A 16,963-nucleotide genomic window follows, 5' to 3' on the forward strand; every position below is an offset into this window, starting at 1 on the left:
GTAGCACCTTCCTTTAAAGTTCTTCTTAATCAATATTCAAGCACAGTTAATGTGAACCGGATAGAAGAACCAATAAGAGTGAGCCTAACCGCACACGAGTTCTCGCTTTTGCAGGGAGCATAACCTATCGGCGAGCACGCAGATTCTCTAAGCTCTGTCGCGCGACCTCCCCATCGCGAGTAGGCCACATCTGCGGCAAGGATCGCATCAGATAACTGCCATACGAGCGCGTTGCAATACGAGAATCAAGGATTGCTACCATTCCCCTATCATCAGCAGAACGCAACAGCCGGCCCGCACCCTGGCTAAGCAGCAACGCCGCATGATTCAAAGAAACCTCACGAAAGGCATTTCTACCCGACTTCGCCACGTGTGCAGTTCTTGCCTGAACAACCGGATCAGATGGAACCGGGAAGGGAATCCGATCAATCGTGACGAGCCTGCAAGCACGTCCTCGAACATCAATCCCCTGCCACAGCGACAGCGTGCCTACCAAACAAGAATCAACATCGTGCGAGAACTTTTGCAAAAGAGTGCTGAGCTGATCCTCACCCTGCAAGAACACCTCCTGGTCGATTTGTTCGCGCAGCACGCGCGCACCCTCAATCGCGGCAGCGCGCGAAGAGAACAGGGCGAGCGCCCCTCCCCCGGATGCCTTGACCAGGTTCACCAGTTCGTCCAAAACCGCGCTGCTTACTCCGCCGCGCGAAGGCGGTGGCAAGTGCGCGGCAACATACAAGATCCCCTGGCTCGCTGGATCGAAGGGACTTCCAACGTTTTCGCTACGCAGATCCCCGCCCGCAAACGCCGCGCCCGTCTCATACGCGATGCCGTCGAAGGATCCTCCCAGCTCCAACGTAGCCGAAGTGAGAATCGCGGGTTTCTCACTAAGCAACCGACTTGCGATTGGACCGGCTACATCCAAGGGCGCACAGTTCAAGAACGTGCGCGCGTCATCATTTCTCGAAATCCAGGTAATAACCGCCTGCGGATCCGTGTCCCAACGGTCCAAAAACTGCGACAAATCATTCAGTGCGGCCAGCGCCAGTTTGCGCTCAGCTCCCGCAACCGTTGACTGTTCCAAATCCGACAGTGCACCGCGAATCCCCGAGTCCAACACCCGCATAGCCGAACGCAACTGTTCCGGGCGGGTTCTAATCAGGCCCTCGTCAAGGCCATCCAGCACTGCCTCGAGACTGTGCGCCGCGTCCTCCAACCGTCCCGTATCAATCTGGGCGTATCGAGCTGCTCTACGAGCTCGATAATTCACCATCGCGCCCGACAATGAAAGTGTTGCCTGCCCCCTAATAATGCGCGCGAGGTCGTGGGCCTCATCAATGATTAGCGCATCGAACTCGCCACACACCATGTTCTCCGTGGCCGCATGAATGCCCAGCATCGAGTGGTTTGTTACCACAATGTGAGCTTCTTCAGCCTGCGCGCGAGCACGCGCCGCGAAGCACTCCTCGCGCATCGGGCAGGTTTGCCCCAAGCACTCGAGCGTATCCACCGAAACCTGCTGCCAGGCCCTATCTGACACGCCGGGAACAAGGTCGTCACGGTCACCCGTTTCCGTCTCTTCCGCCCACGCACGCAACCGCACCACCTCGGCCCCCGTATCGGAAGCCACGTCAGCCTCGTCAAACAAGCCTTCATCGGGGTAACCGCCCTGCGCCTTTTGTAAGCACAGGTAGTTGCGCCAGCCTTTCAGCACCGCAACGCGAACTTCATCATCCAACTGGCCATTTACCTGCGGAGCATCTTTTGTAAGAATCTGGCGTTGTAGCGCAAGTGTTGCCGTTGATACCAGGATGCGCTCATCATTCTCTTGTCCACGGCGCATTGCGGGAACCAGGTAGCCCAACGATTTACCCGTTCCCGTGCCGGCCTGGATTAGCAAAGTTGCATCATCTTGGAGGGCATCCGCGACGGCCTCGACCATTGTTCTTTGCCCCTCGCGAACGTCGCCGCCAAACGATTCAATCACGCGAGACAGGAGCTCAATATCATCCTTCACGACACATCAACAAGAGAAAGCTCGTACGCAAGATCCGCGTCTACACGTCCAACCAGGTGAGTGCCGCCGGGTAGATATTCCTCTTTTTCGATCTCGCCCATCTCATGGAAACGATTTACGAGGTCACCATCGGCATATGGCACCACCACGTCCACGTATTTGCTTGGACGTGGCAAGGTGGCAGAAATGAGTTGTTCAAGCTCTGTAATGCCAGCACCGGTTTTAGCGGAGACTGCAACGGAGTTTGCGAACTTAGAGCGCAAAAGTGCAACCTGTTCCGGGCTTGCAAGATCCGCCTTATTCAAGGCCAACACCTGCGGGATTTCACCGGCTCCCTCGATCTGGCTAAGAACTTCCATAACGGTATGGACCTGACCAATCGGATCGGGGTGTGCCGCGTCCACGACGTGCAGAATCACGTCAGCTTCTGCGACCTCCTCAAGCGTTGACCGAAACGCCTCAACCAACTGGGTGGGAAGATTACGCACAAAACCAACGGTATCCACCAGCGTGTAAACGCGATTATCCGGAGTTATCGCTTGGCGCACGGTTGGATCCAAAGTGGCAAACAGGGCGTCTTGGACCATCACGTCTGCTCCCGTAATGCGATTCAGCAGCGTCGACTTCCCCGCATTCGTGTAGCCCACAATCGCAACCGATGGAACCCCACCTGCGCGGCGCGAATGGCGTTGTGTCTCACGCGAAGGCTTCATCTCTTTTATCTCGCGACGCAGCTTTGCCATGCGCGTGCGAATACGACGCCTATCCAGCTCTATCTTGGTCTCACCCGGCCCGCGCGAGCCGATACCCTCACCGCCCGCAACGCGGCCACCAGCCTGGCGAGACATAGACTCGCCCCAACCGCGCAAACGCGGAAGCAAATACTCCAGTTGAGCCAGCTCAACCTGCGCCTTACCCTCACGAGACTTGGCGTGTTGTGCAAAAATATCCAGAATCAATGCCGTGCGGTCAACCACCTTGACCTTCACCACGTCCTCCAGAGCGCGGCGTTGAGACGGGGCAAGTTCGCCGTCAACAATCACCGTATCTGCACCCACCGACTCCACGATGCGAGCCAGCTCTTTGGCCTTACCAGAGCCCAAATAGGTTGCCGGATCCGGAGTTGCCCTACGTTGGAGCACTCCGTCCAGCACGGTCGAGCCAGCTGTTTGGGCAAGCGCAGCAAGCTCGTGCAAAGAGTTTTCGGCCTCGCCTGCATCAAAACTATAGATACCGATAAGCACCACGCGCTCCAGACGCAACTGGCGGTACTCAACCTCAGAGACGTCTTCAAGCTCCGTGGAGAGCGAGGCCACTCTGCGCGTGCCTGCCCTCGCCTCACGCTCCAAGGAACCAGCACTGTTTTCTGCCTGGCCCCGCGTGGATTGCAACGATGTTGCCCGCTCCGCGAGGCTCATGCCCTCAACCCGTTGCATCTCTGGACGCCTCTTACTGCGCGCCAGTACCCTCGCCACAACGTCTTCGGCGCGCTGCACGTCCAGATCTCGATCGCGTTCTTTCACATGTTCTCCCGTTAGACTCACCGCCATTTTCCCATTACGCCCGCCATTTTGCTACGCAGTTTCCACAGGGCGCCCCCGTCCCTTACGCTATAAGCGTGACTAAGCATTACTTTTCGAACAGCCCCGAAGCAACCGTCGATGAGTTGCGCCCCTTGATCCTGGACGTGCGCGGCGTACACCTTGACATGGTCGTATCAGATTCGGTGTTCTCTTCACACAAGCTGGATCTCGGGACCAAAGCGCTCCTGCTCGAAGCTCCAGAGCCGCCCGAAACCGGGACCTTCCTGGACCTTGGATGCGGGTGGGGGCCCATTGGCGTCACGCTCGGCAAGCTTAGCCCAAAGGCCACCATCTGGGCCGTAGACATCAACCAACGCGCCCTCGACCTCACCCGCAAGAACGCCAAACGCAACCAGGTCAAGCTCGTTTCCCAGCTTGCCGATAAAGCGCTTGAAGAAGCCACCAACGACGGCATTAAGTTTGACCTCATCTGGTCAAACCCGCCCATTCGGATTGGCAAGCCCGCACTTCAAGAAATGCTCACCAAGTGGCTCGGTCTACTTTCCGATGAAGGCGAGGCCTGGCTGGTAGTTGCACGCAACCTGGGCGCCGACTCGCTGATCAAGTGGCTTAACGAGCAGGGATGGCAAGCCGAGAAGGCTCACTCGAAAAAGGGCTACCGCATTATTCGTGTTTGCCGTTAACCCTCCTGCGCGACAGCCAGTGCCTGCTCAAGGAGTTCGCTAGAGCTCCCCTCGATCCACTTAATCCGCTCATCCCTGCGGAACCATTTCATTTGTTTTCGCACTAACTGGCGGGTTGTTAGCTCAATTAGTTCGTGTGCCTCATCCAGCGTTATTTCGCCGCCCAAGTGGCACATAATCGGCTGGTACCCGGTTGCCTTCACCGCGGTTGGCGTATTCGCAAGGCCCTGGCTCATTAGCTCTTCTACCTCGCCCACGAAACCAGACTCGAGCATATTTTCTGTTCTAATGGCTATACGCGCGTCGAGTTCCTCCAGACTCCTGCGCACTCCCAACAACATCGAGGGGCGCACAAACTCACGCTTGGGCATAGTTGCGGAAAACGGCCGGCCGGTCAACTCAATTACTTCTAACGCGCGCACTGTCCGCCGCTGATCGTTCGGGTGGATCGATTCGGTTGCCTTCGGGTCAAGTTCACGCAACTTGCGGTATAGCGCCGCCTGACCGCACTGCTCCAGGCTCTCTTCCACTCGCGCGCGCACCACCGGGTCAGTTCCTGGAAACTCCATTTTGTCAAAAAGAGCGTGGATGTAGAGCGCGGAACCACCCACTGCGATTGCGCGGTTGCCTCGCTGCTCGATAGCGTGCACGTCCTCACGCGCGCAAACCTGATATTGCGCCACCGAGGCTTCCTGGTGAATGTCTAGCACATCGATCTGGTGATGCGGGACCTCGGCCCGCTCCGCGGCTGAAGGCTTCGCGGTGCCAATATCCATGCCTTTGTAGAGCGAAAATGCATCCATTGACACGATCTCAGCTCTTCCCAGCTCGCGCGCAAGATCGAGCGCCAAACCAGATTTGCCCGACGCCGTAGCGCCTACAATTCCTATCAACACAGCCTCGCCCTATCGCAACATAGGAATGCCCAGGCTTACCCGATTAGCCATGTCCGGGTTCTCTTGTCGCTCATGCCACACTTGGCCCGCACGAGTTGGAATGATCTCAAACATGCCACCTTGTACGCCTGAATCTGCAACCAAATGGTGCGGAGCCGCGTGCGTCACCACTGCGCGCACCATATCTCCCGGACGCAACTGCTTGCCGTAGTGGATGCCATCGGGAAGCGATAGGTGGACGAGCCGGTTGTCACGGGCGCGACCCGACACGCGATTGCGTACCCCATCTTTACGGCCGCCATCCTCCACAATCAAAACCTCGACCTCGCGGCCCTCAAACTTCTTCGAGTCCTCGGTTGTGATCCGCTCCTGTAGCGCAACGAGGCGCTCATAACGGTCCTGCATAACTTCGTGAGGCACCTGATCTTCCATATCAGCTGCCGGGGTGCCGGGGCGCGGCGAGTAGAGGAAAGTGAAGGCGGAGCTAAACCGCGCCTTCTCAACAACCTCTAGAGTCTGCTGGAAATCCTCTTCGGTCTCGCCGGGGAATCCCACAATAATGTCCGTGGTGATCGCCGCGTCAGGGATCGCCTCACGCACGCGCTCCAAAATTCCCTCAAACTTTGCGCGCCGGTACGAGCGACGCATCATTCGCAGTACACGGTCTGATCCGGACTGCAACGGCATGTGCAGGCTCGGCATAACCGTCGGAGTCTCCGCCATAGCCGCAATCACATCGTCAGAGAATGCCGCAGGGTGCGGGCTTGTGAAGCGCACGCGCTCCAATCCCTCAACGCGCCCAACCGCGCGTAGCAGATCAGCAAATGCGCCGCGCTCACCAAAGCTAACTCCGTACGAGTTCACATTTTGTCCCAGAAGCGTTACCTCAACCGCGCCCTGGGCAACTACCGCCTCGACCTCCGCCAGAATCTCTCCTGGCCTGCGGTCGCGCTCCTTGCCTCGTAAATGCGGGACGATGCAAAAAGTGCAGGTGTTGTTGCAACCCACCGAGATAGAAACCCAGGCTGAGTAGACCGACTCGCGTTTAGTGGGCAGTGTGGATGGAAACACCTTGAGCGATTCTTCAATCTCCACCGCAGCCTTGCGATTGTGCTCTGCCCGGCGTAGCAGCGCAGGGAGCACGTCAATATTATGCGTACCGAACACCACGTCCACCCACGGAGCTCGCTCAACTACCTTTGCACGCATCTGCTGTGCTAAACATCCGCCCACCGCAATCTGCATGTCAGGGCGCTCCCGCTTAACCTGCGCAAGCTGACCGAGATTACCAAACAGGCGGTTGGAGGCATTCTCGCGAACCGAGCAGGTGTTAATCACAACAACATCGGCTCCCCCATCACCCGCTTCAGTGGCGCGCGCCGCCGCCTGCGGGACGGTCTCAACTGGCACGTACCCCTCGGTTTCAAGCAGGCCGGCCATACGCTCTGAGTCGTGGACATTCATCTGGCATCCGAGCGTGCGAATCAAATAAGTGCGTGGCGTAGTATTCATCGTTCAAGATTGTAGTTAATCGGCATGAAAGTAACGAACCGAGGCCTGCGTGATTGGCCTCAGAACCGCCTAGAAATACCCGAGAACACCGGTAGGATTGTTACCAATCACAAAGGAGAGACATGCAGCCGGTTCAAACTGTGTACTGCAAGGCTACCGGCAGCCTCGCATACACTCTAGAGGAGCTTCAAAAGCTCTGCTAGAGCGGCCTCGGCCGCCTGAGCTCTCACGCTCGCTCGACTTCCCTCAAAGTGGTACAAGACTGCGTTAGATCGGGCGGGCGACCACACCGCGACGTACACGGTTCCGGCCGGGTGCCCTTCCGCAGGCCCTGGCCCAGCAACACCGGTTGTTGCCACGCCGAAGGTTGAGCCAAATAGACGCGCTACTCCAGCTGCCATTTGGAGTGCGACACCCGGATCTACCGGACCATTAGCCTGTAGCAGACCATCATCAACGCCAAGAACGCTTGCCTTAGTATGCGTCTGGTAGGTGGTTACGCCCCCACACAGACAGTTAGATGCACCCGGTATATCTGCAATGGCCGCGCTAACTAGACCAGCTGTTAGCGACTCGGCGGTGGCTACCGAATGGCCTTTGGAGGTGAGCTTTTCAACTATCTGAGAGGCAAACGCCATACTGTCTGGGTGATCACCTGATAAGCCCGCGAGAACGCCATCCGTACTGCTAATCGCACTCGCATCTAGAAGATTTGGCTCCGCGAGAGTACTTGTGCAGCTCTCGCGGAGTTCTGCATCATTCATCTTCATCTGCATCTAGCTCCTGCAAAATCTGATTCACTACGGAGTAGCACACATTCAATGGGTAGCCTTTACGCGCCAACATGGAAGTGAGGCGACGCACCTGCTGTTGTTTTTCTAAACCTAACATCGCCCGGGCGCGGCGAGCGACTATCTCACGCGCTGATTCTTCTAGTGAAACGTGTTCAACTTCTTCCAGGGCAACATCGATAATTGCAGGCGGAATCTGTTTCTTGCGCAACTGCTCTACAAGAGCTCTGCCAACGAGGCCACGCTCACTGAACCGGGTGCGTACCAGCATCCTCGCGTAACGTTCGTCATCCACCAAACCGGCCTCTTCCAGCCTGTCTATAGCAACCTCTATGGATTCAAGTGGAAAACCGCGTTCTTTTAGTTTGCTGACCAGTTCGCCGCGAGAACGGTCCTGCCTGTCCAATTGCTTTAGAGCGGCCTCTTTTGCCGCCGAAACAGCATGCTCGCCTTCCAGGTTCGCGGCCCATTCGCGTCGCTTCTCGCGACGCTTCCGGGCCGCTTCGAAGTCCATACGTTTCTTCTTGCGACCCTCATCTGGATCGTAGAAAGAAACCATTAGAATCCGGCGTCTTCAGCAGGATCAATTTTTGCGCTGGCTTTCTTACCACCTTTATCGGCCTGCGCATCATCAGCCTGAGCGTTTGAAGCTGCGGGGGCTTCCTCTTGCCTAATACCAAGCTCCACAAGGATGCGATGCTCAATTTCGTCGGCAAGCTCCGGATTATCTTTCAAGAACGTACGAACGTTCTCCTTACCCTGCCCAAGCTGATCCGAACCGTATGTGAACCAAGAGCCCGACTTCTTAACAATGCCGGTTTCCACACCCATATCAATGATGGAACCTTCACGCGAAATACCGAGGCCGTAGAGGATATCGAACTCCGCCTGCTTGAACGGCGGCGCCATCTTGTTCTTCACGATCTTTGCGCGCGTACGGTTACCAACCGGGTTGCCCTTCTCTTTTAGTGTCTCGATACGACGCACATCAATACGCACCGACGCGTAGAACTTAAGTGCCTTGCCGCCCGTAGTGGTTTCCGGCGACCCAAAGAATACGCCAATCTTCTCGCGCAGCTGGTTGATAAAGATAGCCGTGGTTCCCGTGGCAGATAGCGCACCCGTAATCTTACGTAGCGCCTGCGACATAAGGCGAGCCTGCAAACCCACGTGCGAGTCACCCATCTCGCCCTCGATCTCCGCCTTCGGGACCAAAGCGGCAACAGAGTCAATAACGATGATGTCAATACCGCCCGAACGGATCAGCATGTCTGCGATTTCCAAGGCCTGTTCGCCAGTATCTGGTTGCGACACTAGGAGCGCATCGGTATCGACCCCAAGTTTCTTTGCATATTCGGGATCCAGAGCGTGCTCCGCGTCAATAAACGCAGCGTTTCCACCGGCCTTCTGAGCAGAAGCAACCGCGTGTAGCGCCACCGTGGTCTTACCAGACGACTCCGGACCGTAAATCTCGATTACACGACCCCGCGGAAGACCGCCAACACCAAGCGCTACGTCGAGCGCCAACGAACCCGTAGGGATAACTTTGACTGCTGGACGGCTATCGTCCCCCAGTCGCATAACTGAACCCTTACCAAACTGCCTATCAATCTGACTCAGGGCAAGTTCCAATGCCTTATTTCGATCGGGTGCAACGGCCATTTAAGCTCCTTCAAGATCCTGCGCTCTCCGCGCGTTTTACCGGGCTGGTCGAAAAAACGTGTTCCCTCTCCGGGTACGTAAATCATGCTATGGCCGACCACGGACATCCTTTTTGAAAAGCACCTGGATGTGGATGCACCCAAGCGAGCATGACCTGTGCACAAGCTTAACTGCCGAACACGTGTTCGACACTTCGACGCGCGAGGCGGCGTTGGGATCTATGCCACTATTTCGTGGCCCGCCGTGCGGCTGCGTTGCCGGATTCCTCCTGTCCGAACTGCCTCAGTTTGCTTGAAAAGCTGGCGGGATCCCCCAGCTGCACGGCAGCGCTACAGACAGCGCATTTGGCACATTGTCTACACGAACGCTGTCCGCAAAGTAGCCTTCGCCATCCAACGTAAGTACCAGTTCGCTATCCACAGCCTCTATCAAGAAAGACGAAGCCTGCTCGTACGTGGCGACGCCTGCAGGGATCGTTTCTCCACGTCGGAACTTACCCAGCAACTTCGCTATCTCAAGAATCTTTAACGGACGCGCAGTCAAAATGTTCGCAAGGCCATCATTAATCTTTGCATCCGGGTGCGGCAAGAACCCGCCGCCGTAATACTGGGCGTTACCGATAGCACACAGAACGTAATCACGCTCTACCGCATCCCGCTTTCCATCACGTTCCATCGTGGCTCGCATGCGCCAAGAACGGTCAGATGAAAGCGCGTTCACAATCCCGATCATGTAGCTCATACCCAAGCTGTTCGGGATCTTGCGCTGGATCTTATCCGCTGTGATTGCAACTTTAGAATCCAGTCCTATCGAAATGACATTAACGCTGTAGTAAGAAAACTCGGGCACCTGCGCGCCGCGGATATCCCTCACGCTTCCCGAAACGTGTAGGGCGTCCATTGGAGCAGAAAACGCGCCTTCCTGTTTGAACGCATCCAGGATCATGGTTGGCGTCACCGTCCGCCTACCATAGAGTGTGCGGGCGAGGTCATTTCCGGATCCGAAGGGCAAAACCAACATGGACGCCTCGGAGCCGATCAGACCATTGGCGGCCTCAGATACGGAGCCATCACCGCCTGCGACGACAACGAGGACGTCGCTTCCACTCTCTTTTACGGCCGAGCGCGCAAGATCAGTTGCATCCCCCGGTCCAGTAGTTGGACTGATACGAACGTGAGCGTACGGGAAAATCTCGGCAAGTTTACTAGCAACAACGCCCACATTGCGCCGAATTAGCCGATTTCCAGCCTGCGGATTGTAAATAAACTCAATCCGGTCCCACGACCTGTGTTCTAGAGCGCGCAAGTATGGACCCTTTCGAGGACAGCCCGGGCTAGTTACCTTAGAGCCTTCTCGCGTCTGTGTACCCAGCGGGCTTCTTCACCCATGTCGGTTTCTCTGATCAACTCATCCCAAATGACTTCGGGATCCAAACCACTCATCAGCGCCTGCTCGGCAGTACCACCCAGTTTTGGCAGGAAGAGGTCACCAACGATAGACCTGCCGTAGCAGGATCCAAAGACGGCTTCGATGCTCTTCCAAAACTCCGAGACAGTCATGCAATCAACTCAACAACGTGATCCGGTCACTCAAGCTACCGTCCACCAGCGCAGCCGGAGTAGCCGTCGGGACGTCCACAAACTCCAGGGCAGCAATACGGCTGGCAACTTCGCGCAACACCAGTGCAAGTGGTACGCCAAGAGCCCCGCAAATCGCAATCAGGAGTTCTGAAGAAGCTTCCTTCTGGCCCCTCTCAACCTCTGATAGGTATCCGAGTGAGACTTTCGCATCCGCAGAAACCTCCCTAAGGGTGCGTCCTTGGGTGCGGCGAATTTGGCGCAAAACGTCACCAATCTGCTCCCTCAGGAGCGGCTTGGTATCACTTTTGTTCTGCATACCTGTACCGTACCTTGCTTCATCACCCTCCCGCAGTAAGGGAGCCCTCTTTGTGGATGCGGTACTGCCCACACTACCTCCAGGTATCGAATGCGGAACGAGACTATTTGCCGTCATATCAAGGTAAACCAGATGGCGCAAGAATATATTCCGAACCCAAAAGTGGCGTATACCTCTCCACAGTTTGAAACGCGCGTTACTTCTTCATCTTTACCGCAGCAATCACATACTGCAGGCCTGACCAGACGGTTAGGAACAGAGCAATAGCGATCAAAATCCAACGCGCCACCGCAAGACCTGTCACATCAAACAGGGCGTTGTTAACACCTGATACCGAGTCCCAGGGAAATAGCAGGAATACGATTAAGAACATTTGTGACACGGTCTTGGCCTTGCCGCCCGAATTCGCGGCAACCACTACGCCGCGTTTCAACAACCTGGAGCGCATCCATGTAATCCCCAGCTCACGCGCCGCCACTATCGCTGTGAACCACCAGGGAACAAGACCCGCGATTGATAAAACCACGAACGCGCCGAGTGTTAGTGCTTTATCGGCAATCGGATCCCAAATCTTGCCCCAATCAGTCACGAGACCGCGTTCGCGCGCAATCTTGCCGTCATACAGGTCGGTAAATGCAGCAACAATGAACACCACCAGGGCCGCCCACATGGCGCCAACCGAGCCGTTCAGAACCAGAATGATAAAAACCGGGACCAGTACAAGACGGACCATTGTCAAAACATTCGGTAGATTCCAAATGTTCTCGCCCTCGTGTACACGCGAGACGTTGTCATCCATCTGCGCCCTATTCATCGCGACTCCTACGCTCTACCTGTCAGTTCCCAGGCATCCTCTGATTCTTCTTCAATAGTATCGGTTGGAACGTCCTCGCCGCGCAGCATGGCCAACACTCGAGGCAACTCTTCTGGGGGTACCAGCACCTCACGCGCCTTTGACCCCTCTGAAGGACCCACAATTTCGCGTGACTCCAGCAAATCCATCAAGCGGCCAGCGCGCGCAAAGCCAATCCGCAACTTGCGTTGCAACATCGAAGTAGAACCAAGCTGAGTCGAGATCACAAGTTCTGCCGCCTGCAGCAGATCTTCGAGGTCGTCGCCAATGTCGTCCGCAATCTGGCGCTTCTTCGCAGGGACAATGACGTCCTCGCGATAGACGGGCTTCATCTGTTCCTTGACGTGTTCGACAACGTCGCGAATCTCCGATTCAGTCACCCACGCGCCCTGCACGCGTTTTGGCTTGCCTGCCCCTTGCGGAAGGTAGAGGGCGTCGCCTTTGCCGATGAGTTTTTCAGCACCGCCTTGGTCTAAAATGACGCGCGAATCCTGCATTGAGGACGTGGCGAACGCCAGACGTGATGGAATGTTCGACTTGATAAGGCCGGTAACAACGTCTACCGAAGGCCTTTGCGTGGCCAAAACGAGGTGGATACCTGCGGCACGTGCCAGCTGCGTGATTCGCTGAATCGAGGCCTCAACATCGCGCGGGGCCACCATCATGAGGTCGGCAAGCTCGTCCACCACAACGAGTAGGTATGGGTAGGGCGCAAGTTTGCGCTCTGAGCCTGCCGGAAGCTCCACTTGCCCAGCCAAGATGGCTTTGTTGAAGTCATCGACGTGCTTAAATCCGAACTTTTCGAGGTCGTCGTAGCGGTGATCCATCTCTTTCACCACCCATTCGAGGGCCTCTGCCGCCTTCTTCGGGTTGGTGATAACCGGCGTTATGAGGTGCGGAATACCCTCGTAGATGGTGAGCTCCACACGCTTAGGATCAACCAAAATCATGCGCACCTGGGCAGGGGTTGCGCGCATCATAATCGACGTGATCATGGAGTTAACAAACGAAGACTTACCCGAACCGGTAGCGCCTGCGACCAGCAAGTGCGGAGTCTTGGCGATGTTGGTGACCACGTATCCACCTTCGACGTCCTTACCAACGCCAACAACCAGCGGATGGTCGTCACTACGGGCGGCGCCAGACCGGAGAACGTCACCGAGTGCCACGGTCTCTCGATCCGTGTTTGGAATCTCCACGCCAATCGCTGACTTACCGGGGATAGGCGACAGAATGCGTACCTCCGAAGAAGCAACCGCGTAGCGAATGTTCTTCTCCAGCTGCGTGATGCGCTCCACCTTCACGCCCGCGCCCAACGTCACCTCGTACCTGGTAACCGTTGGACCGCGCGAAAAACCAGTGACCCTCGCGTCCACGCCAAACTCGTCCAGCGTGCTTTGCAACGCCCCCACAACCCAATCGTTCGCAGCTGAACGCTTCTTGTGCGGCGGGCCCTTAATCAATAGATCATCGGAGGGAAGGTTATAAACCGCACCGTCTTCCAGCTCCATCGCGGTTGTGGCGGGAAGATCATTGGAGCCAGCCGGCATGAGGGTCGTTTCATCCGCGCTCTCGTAGACCTGCGGTTCGATGAGCTGCGTCTCGTAAGACGGAGACTCCTCGTAGAAGTCGGACTCTTGCGACTCCTCAAATGCTTCGAGGTCCGGCGAAGAAACGTTGGGGCTAACAAACGGCTCATCCGCGTCGTAAGAGTCGATTCGGCCGTTCTTTTTGTCACCTTCGCTCCGGCGCGAAATCCGGTCGAAGAGGGACTGGATCCGCTGCGGGACTTCCTTCACCGGCGTTTGCGTATACACCAAAATCGAATAGGCAAACAGCAACAACAGCATGATTGCCCCGCCCCAGGCAGACAGCAGTGTTGCCAGCGGATACCCCATAAACCAGCCGAGCACGCCGCCGGCCTCTTCAATCAAATTGAAATCTTGTATCCGCGGATTTCCGCTAGTTACATGCACGAGGCCGGTTAGAGCGATCGATACTCCTAAACTTCCTGCAAACCGGTGCGGCAAGCGGTTATGCGTGCGGGCACGGAAGAGCTCAACGGCCCACCACACGAGCGCAATCGGCACTACCACCGAGAAAATACCGACGGCACCCGCCGCCACGTGGTGGAGGAAGGCACCCGCGCTACCGGAAATATGGAACCACTCGCGAAGCGCGAAAACCGCAGCCAAAGCAAGTAGCACGAACGCAAGGCCATCGCGGCGCAACTGCGCATCAATCGACAAGAAGCCGCGCCACGCGTTCGCCACACCCCGCCCCATAGAAATGAACATTTCCATCAGAGGCGAACGGCTCGAGGTCGCTGACTTCTTAGCCTTATTTGATTTACGCGCGGAACTGCCCCCGCGATTTGATGCTGGACTCTTAGGCATAGTAATTCCACGCTATCGCAACGACGGTTTTTGCTAAGACGACTCGCCGCCATTATCCCCACCGAACGTCATGACGTCGGCAATCTCACGCATTGTTGGCACGGGGAACGCATAGGCGTGCGAGACCATCACGGCACCAGCGGCGTTTGCCATTGAGAGTGCGCGATGCATGTCCTGGCCACGCACCAAAGCGCCGCACATCACCGCGATGTGCACGTTACCCACACCAGAGGTATCCACCGACTGCGTTGCGTACGCCGGCACCTGTTTCAACTGACCAGCCACACCCTCGCGGTACTGACAACCGAGGGATCCCATTCGCGTGACCTGAACGCAATCCGGCTTCAAGTAGTCTTCCAACATGCGCGAAGGATCAGCTTGCTTCAGGATCCGCGGCAGGAGGCCGGCCTCGCGCAGGTTCATGGTCAAAACGTCGGCGCGCTGAAGCATCGGCTCCCACAAATGCGATTCGATGGTGTCGATCATTGGCGAGGGAGCCAGCACCACCTTCACCTTCGGATCAATACTGTTCACCCAGCTTGCGAAACGCTGCCCGGCTTCGCCACCGCTTATCACCGATCCGTGCACGAGTAGGACGTCGCCATCTTCCAGCTCGATCTGCTCAATCTGATCGAGTTGCAGGTCAGATTCTACGCCTGCGGAAACTATGACCGTGTTGTCACCCTCATCCTCAACCAGCTGGATTGACACGCCAATGTCACCCATCACTTCGCTGGTCAAAACCTGAACCCCATTTCCTTCAAGATCCTTGCGTATCATGTAGGAGTTCGGGCCTGTGCCAAGCATTGACAACATGCCTGTAACAACACCCATGTTCGCCACTGCAACCATGCCCAGGTACCCTCCACCCGGGCTGGAAAGTGCCGAACGCGCGGGGATCATAGAGCCGCGCTCGGGGAGCTTTTCAATAGCGATCGGCAGGTTCAAAACCACCGGCTCAGTTGACAAAAAGCGCGCCAAGGCCCCTCCTACTGCTCTACTACAACGGGGACAATCATTGGACGCCTACGCAACTTGCGCCCCACCCAGCGTCCAATCACACGGCGCATGGCCTGCTGGCACGAGTACGTGTCAGCCTCAGGATCTTCGAGCGCGGTAGCCAGCGCATCCTTAACGTCCTGTTCGATCTCCTCAAATACGGAATCTTCTTCGGCCATTCCCACCGATTTAATAGTTGGGCCGGACAAAATCATTTCGTGTTCCAGATCCACAACCGCGTAGATTGAGATGAAACCTTCAGATCCGAGGACGCGGCGATCCTGTAGCTCGGACTCATCCAGGTCGCCCACACTGCGCCCATCCACGTAAATGTAGGAGCAAGGAATAGCGCCAACCACGCTGGCCTCCCCGTCTTTCAGGTCGACCACCACGCCATCCTCAGCTAGCATCACGTTGCTTGCCGGCACACCGGTTTTCACCGCCAGGGCGCCATTGGCAACCAGGTGGCGAACCTCGCCGTGGATCGGCATAACATTCTTCGGTTGAATAATGTTGTAGCAGTACAGGAGCTCTCCTGCCGCAGCGTGGCCCGACACGTGAACCTTCGCGTTTGCCTGGTGCACCACCTTTGCACCCAGTCTGGTAAGCCCGTTAATCACGCGGTAAACAGAATTCTCATTACCCGGAATAAGCGAGGAGGCGAATACCACCGTATCGCCGGGACCTACCTCCACAAAACGGTGTGTGCCACGCGCAATCCGCCCTAGGGCCGCCATCGGCTCACCCTGCGATCCCGTAGCCATGTACACCCGTTGCTCGGGTTCGAGCTGCGCGATCTGCTTGCTGGTGACAATCACATCATCGGGAATATCTAAGAATCCAAGTTCGGAAGCGATCCGCATGTTACGTTCCATGCTCCGCCCAATCAGTGCGACCTTGCGGCCCGTCATCACGGCGGCGTCAAACACCTGCTGCACGCGGTGCACGTGAGACGCAAACGAGGCCACCACTATCTGCCCCGTGGCATGCAGGAATACATCCTCTAGTACCGGACCAATCTCACGCTCGGGAGTTACAAAACCAGGCACCTCCGCGTTGGTTGAATCAACCAGGAACAGGTCCACGCCTTCCTCTCCAAATCGGGCGAATGCGCGCAAATCCGTCAAACGACCGTCGAGAGGTAGCTGATCCATCTTGAAGTCGCCGGTAATCAAGGCAGTACCCGCCGTCGTACGGATAAACACCGCGAGGGCGTCTGGAATCGAGTGCGTAACCGACACAAACTCAAGGTCGAATCCGCCGAGCTTCACGCGATCGCCCTCAGCAACCTCGTTCAGATTGAATCCCTCAATCCGATGCTCATCCAGCTTGGGACGTACAAAGGCAAGAGTCAGCTCAGAACCGTAAACTGGAATATCGTTGCGTAGCTTCAGCAGGTACGGGACAGCGCCGATGTGGTCCTCATGCCCGTGAGTTAGCACCAACCCCACAACGTCATCCAGGCGATCCTCAATGTAACTGAAATCCGGCAAAATCAGATCCACGCCCGGCTGAATCTCTTCAGGAAACAGCACGCCGCAATCAACAATCAGAAGCTGTCCGTTCAGCTCAAAAACCGTCATGTTACGGCCGATGTCCTTTAGCCCTCCCAAAGGAACAACGCGTAAAGTATCAGGTTCTAGATTCGGTGGCTTCGGAAGAGCATCGTATAAAGACATCATGCTTCAATTGTGCCACGAGTTAGCCGAGGCGG

At 56.5% G+C, this 16,963-nt stretch carries 15 protein-coding genes; 1 reads left to right on the forward strand and 14 read right to left on the reverse strand.

Annotation, left to right across the window (positions count from 1 at the left end; all coding sequences use genetic code 11):
- Positions 1 to 124 precede the first annotated feature (124 nt).
- Both BQ7114_RS03010 and hflX read right to left on the reverse strand, forming a co-directional pair.
- Complete coding sequence (locus BQ7114_RS03010; RefSeq protein ID WP_072341775.1) at positions 125 to 2,017, reverse strand: ATP-dependent DNA helicase; 1,893 nt, start codon at positions 2,015 to 2,017, stop codon at positions 125 to 127.
- Positions 2,014 to 3,567, reverse strand: coding sequence for a GTPase HflX (hflX, locus tag BQ7114_RS03015; RefSeq protein ID WP_072341778.1), 1,554 nt, complete (start codon positions 3,565 to 3,567; stop codon positions 2,014 to 2,016). The genes BQ7114_RS03010 and hflX overlap by 4 nt, the downstream gene beginning before the upstream one ends.
- 68 nt (positions 3,568 to 3,635) lie before the next feature.
- Here hflX and BQ7114_RS03020 point away from each other — a divergent pair, with 68 nt between their 5' ends.
- A complete protein-coding gene (locus BQ7114_RS03020; RefSeq protein ID WP_072341781.1) occupies positions 3,636 to 4,244 on the forward strand; it encodes a class I SAM-dependent methyltransferase in 609 nt (202 codons plus the stop codon).
- Here the strand turns inward: BQ7114_RS03020 and miaA are convergent.
- The 12 genes from miaA to BQ7114_RS03080 all read right to left on the reverse strand — a co-directional run bounded on the left by miaA (position 4,241) and on the right by BQ7114_RS03080 (position 16,931).
- A complete protein-coding gene (gene miaA / locus BQ7114_RS03025; RefSeq protein ID WP_083431712.1) occupies positions 4,241 to 5,140 on the reverse strand; it encodes a tRNA (adenosine(37)-N6)-dimethylallyltransferase MiaA in 900 nt (299 codons plus the stop codon). The two genes, BQ7114_RS03020 and miaA, sit on opposite strands and share 4 nt — an antisense overlap.
- A 9-nt stretch (positions 5,141 to 5,149) precedes the next feature.
- Entirely contained in the window at positions 5,150 to 6,652 is a 1,503-nt protein-coding gene (miaB, locus tag BQ7114_RS03030; RefSeq protein WP_072341784.1) for a tRNA (N6-isopentenyl adenosine(37)-C2)-methylthiotransferase MiaB, read from the reverse strand.
- Between the two features lie 176 nt (positions 6,653 to 6,828).
- A complete protein-coding gene (locus BQ7114_RS03035; RefSeq protein WP_326844858.1) occupies positions 6,829 to 7,428 on the reverse strand; it encodes a CinA family protein in 600 nt (199 codons plus the stop codon).
- Positions 7,409 to 8,002, reverse strand: coding sequence for a regulatory protein RecX (locus BQ7114_RS03040; protein WP_072341787.1), 594 nt, complete (start codon positions 8,000 to 8,002; stop codon positions 7,409 to 7,411). The genes BQ7114_RS03035 and BQ7114_RS03040 overlap by 20 nt, the downstream gene beginning before the upstream one ends.
- Complete coding sequence (gene recA / locus BQ7114_RS03045) at positions 8,002 to 9,105, reverse strand: recombinase RecA (RefSeq protein WP_072341790.1); 1,104 nt, start codon at positions 9,103 to 9,105, stop codon at positions 8,002 to 8,004. The genes BQ7114_RS03040 and recA overlap by 1 nt, the downstream gene beginning before the upstream one ends.
- A gap of 282 nt (positions 9,106 to 9,387) precedes the next feature.
- Positions 9,388 to 10,410 (reverse strand): diacylglycerol/lipid kinase family protein, encoded by a 1,023-nt coding sequence (locus BQ7114_RS03050; protein ID WP_072341793.1) that lies wholly within the window; start codon positions 10,408 to 10,410, stop codon positions 9,388 to 9,390.
- A 32-nt stretch (positions 10,411 to 10,442) separates the two neighbouring features.
- Positions 10,443 to 10,664, reverse strand: coding sequence for a DUF3046 domain-containing protein (locus tag BQ7114_RS03055; protein ID WP_072341796.1), 222 nt, complete (start codon positions 10,662 to 10,664; stop codon positions 10,443 to 10,445).
- Between the two features lie 4 nt (positions 10,665 to 10,668).
- Positions 10,669 to 11,001, reverse strand: coding sequence for a helix-turn-helix domain-containing protein (locus tag BQ7114_RS08795; protein ID WP_034508007.1), 333 nt, complete (start codon positions 10,999 to 11,001; stop codon positions 10,669 to 10,671).
- 196 nt (positions 11,002 to 11,197) lie between these two features.
- Positions 11,198 to 11,815, reverse strand: a complete 618-nt coding sequence (pgsA, locus tag BQ7114_RS03065; RefSeq protein ID WP_072341802.1) for a CDP-diacylglycerol--glycerol-3-phosphate 3-phosphatidyltransferase — start codon at positions 11,813 to 11,815, stop codon at positions 11,198 to 11,200.
- An 8-nt stretch (positions 11,816 to 11,823) separates the two neighbouring features.
- Complete coding sequence (locus tag BQ7114_RS03070; protein WP_072341805.1) at positions 11,824 to 14,250, reverse strand: FtsK/SpoIIIE family DNA translocase; 2,427 nt, start codon at positions 14,248 to 14,250, stop codon at positions 11,824 to 11,826.
- Between the two features lie 33 nt (positions 14,251 to 14,283).
- The gene (locus tag BQ7114_RS03075) at positions 14,284 to 15,231 is read right to left on the reverse strand and encodes a PfkB family carbohydrate kinase (protein WP_072341807.1); all 948 of its coding nucleotides are present in this window, start codon (positions 15,229 to 15,231) and stop codon (positions 14,284 to 14,286) included.
- Between the two features lie 8 nt (positions 15,232 to 15,239).
- On the reverse strand, positions 15,240 to 16,931 hold the full coding sequence (locus BQ7114_RS03080) for a ribonuclease J (RefSeq protein WP_072341810.1): 1,692 nt from the start codon (positions 16,929 to 16,931) through the stop codon (positions 15,240 to 15,242).
- Positions 16,932 to 16,963: the final 32 nt, after the last annotated feature.

It is taken from the genome of Actinomyces urinae, from assembly GCF_900119695.1.
In the GTDB taxonomy this organism is placed as follows: Bacteria; Actinomycetota; Actinomycetes; order Actinomycetales; family Actinomycetaceae; genus Gleimia; species Gleimia urinae.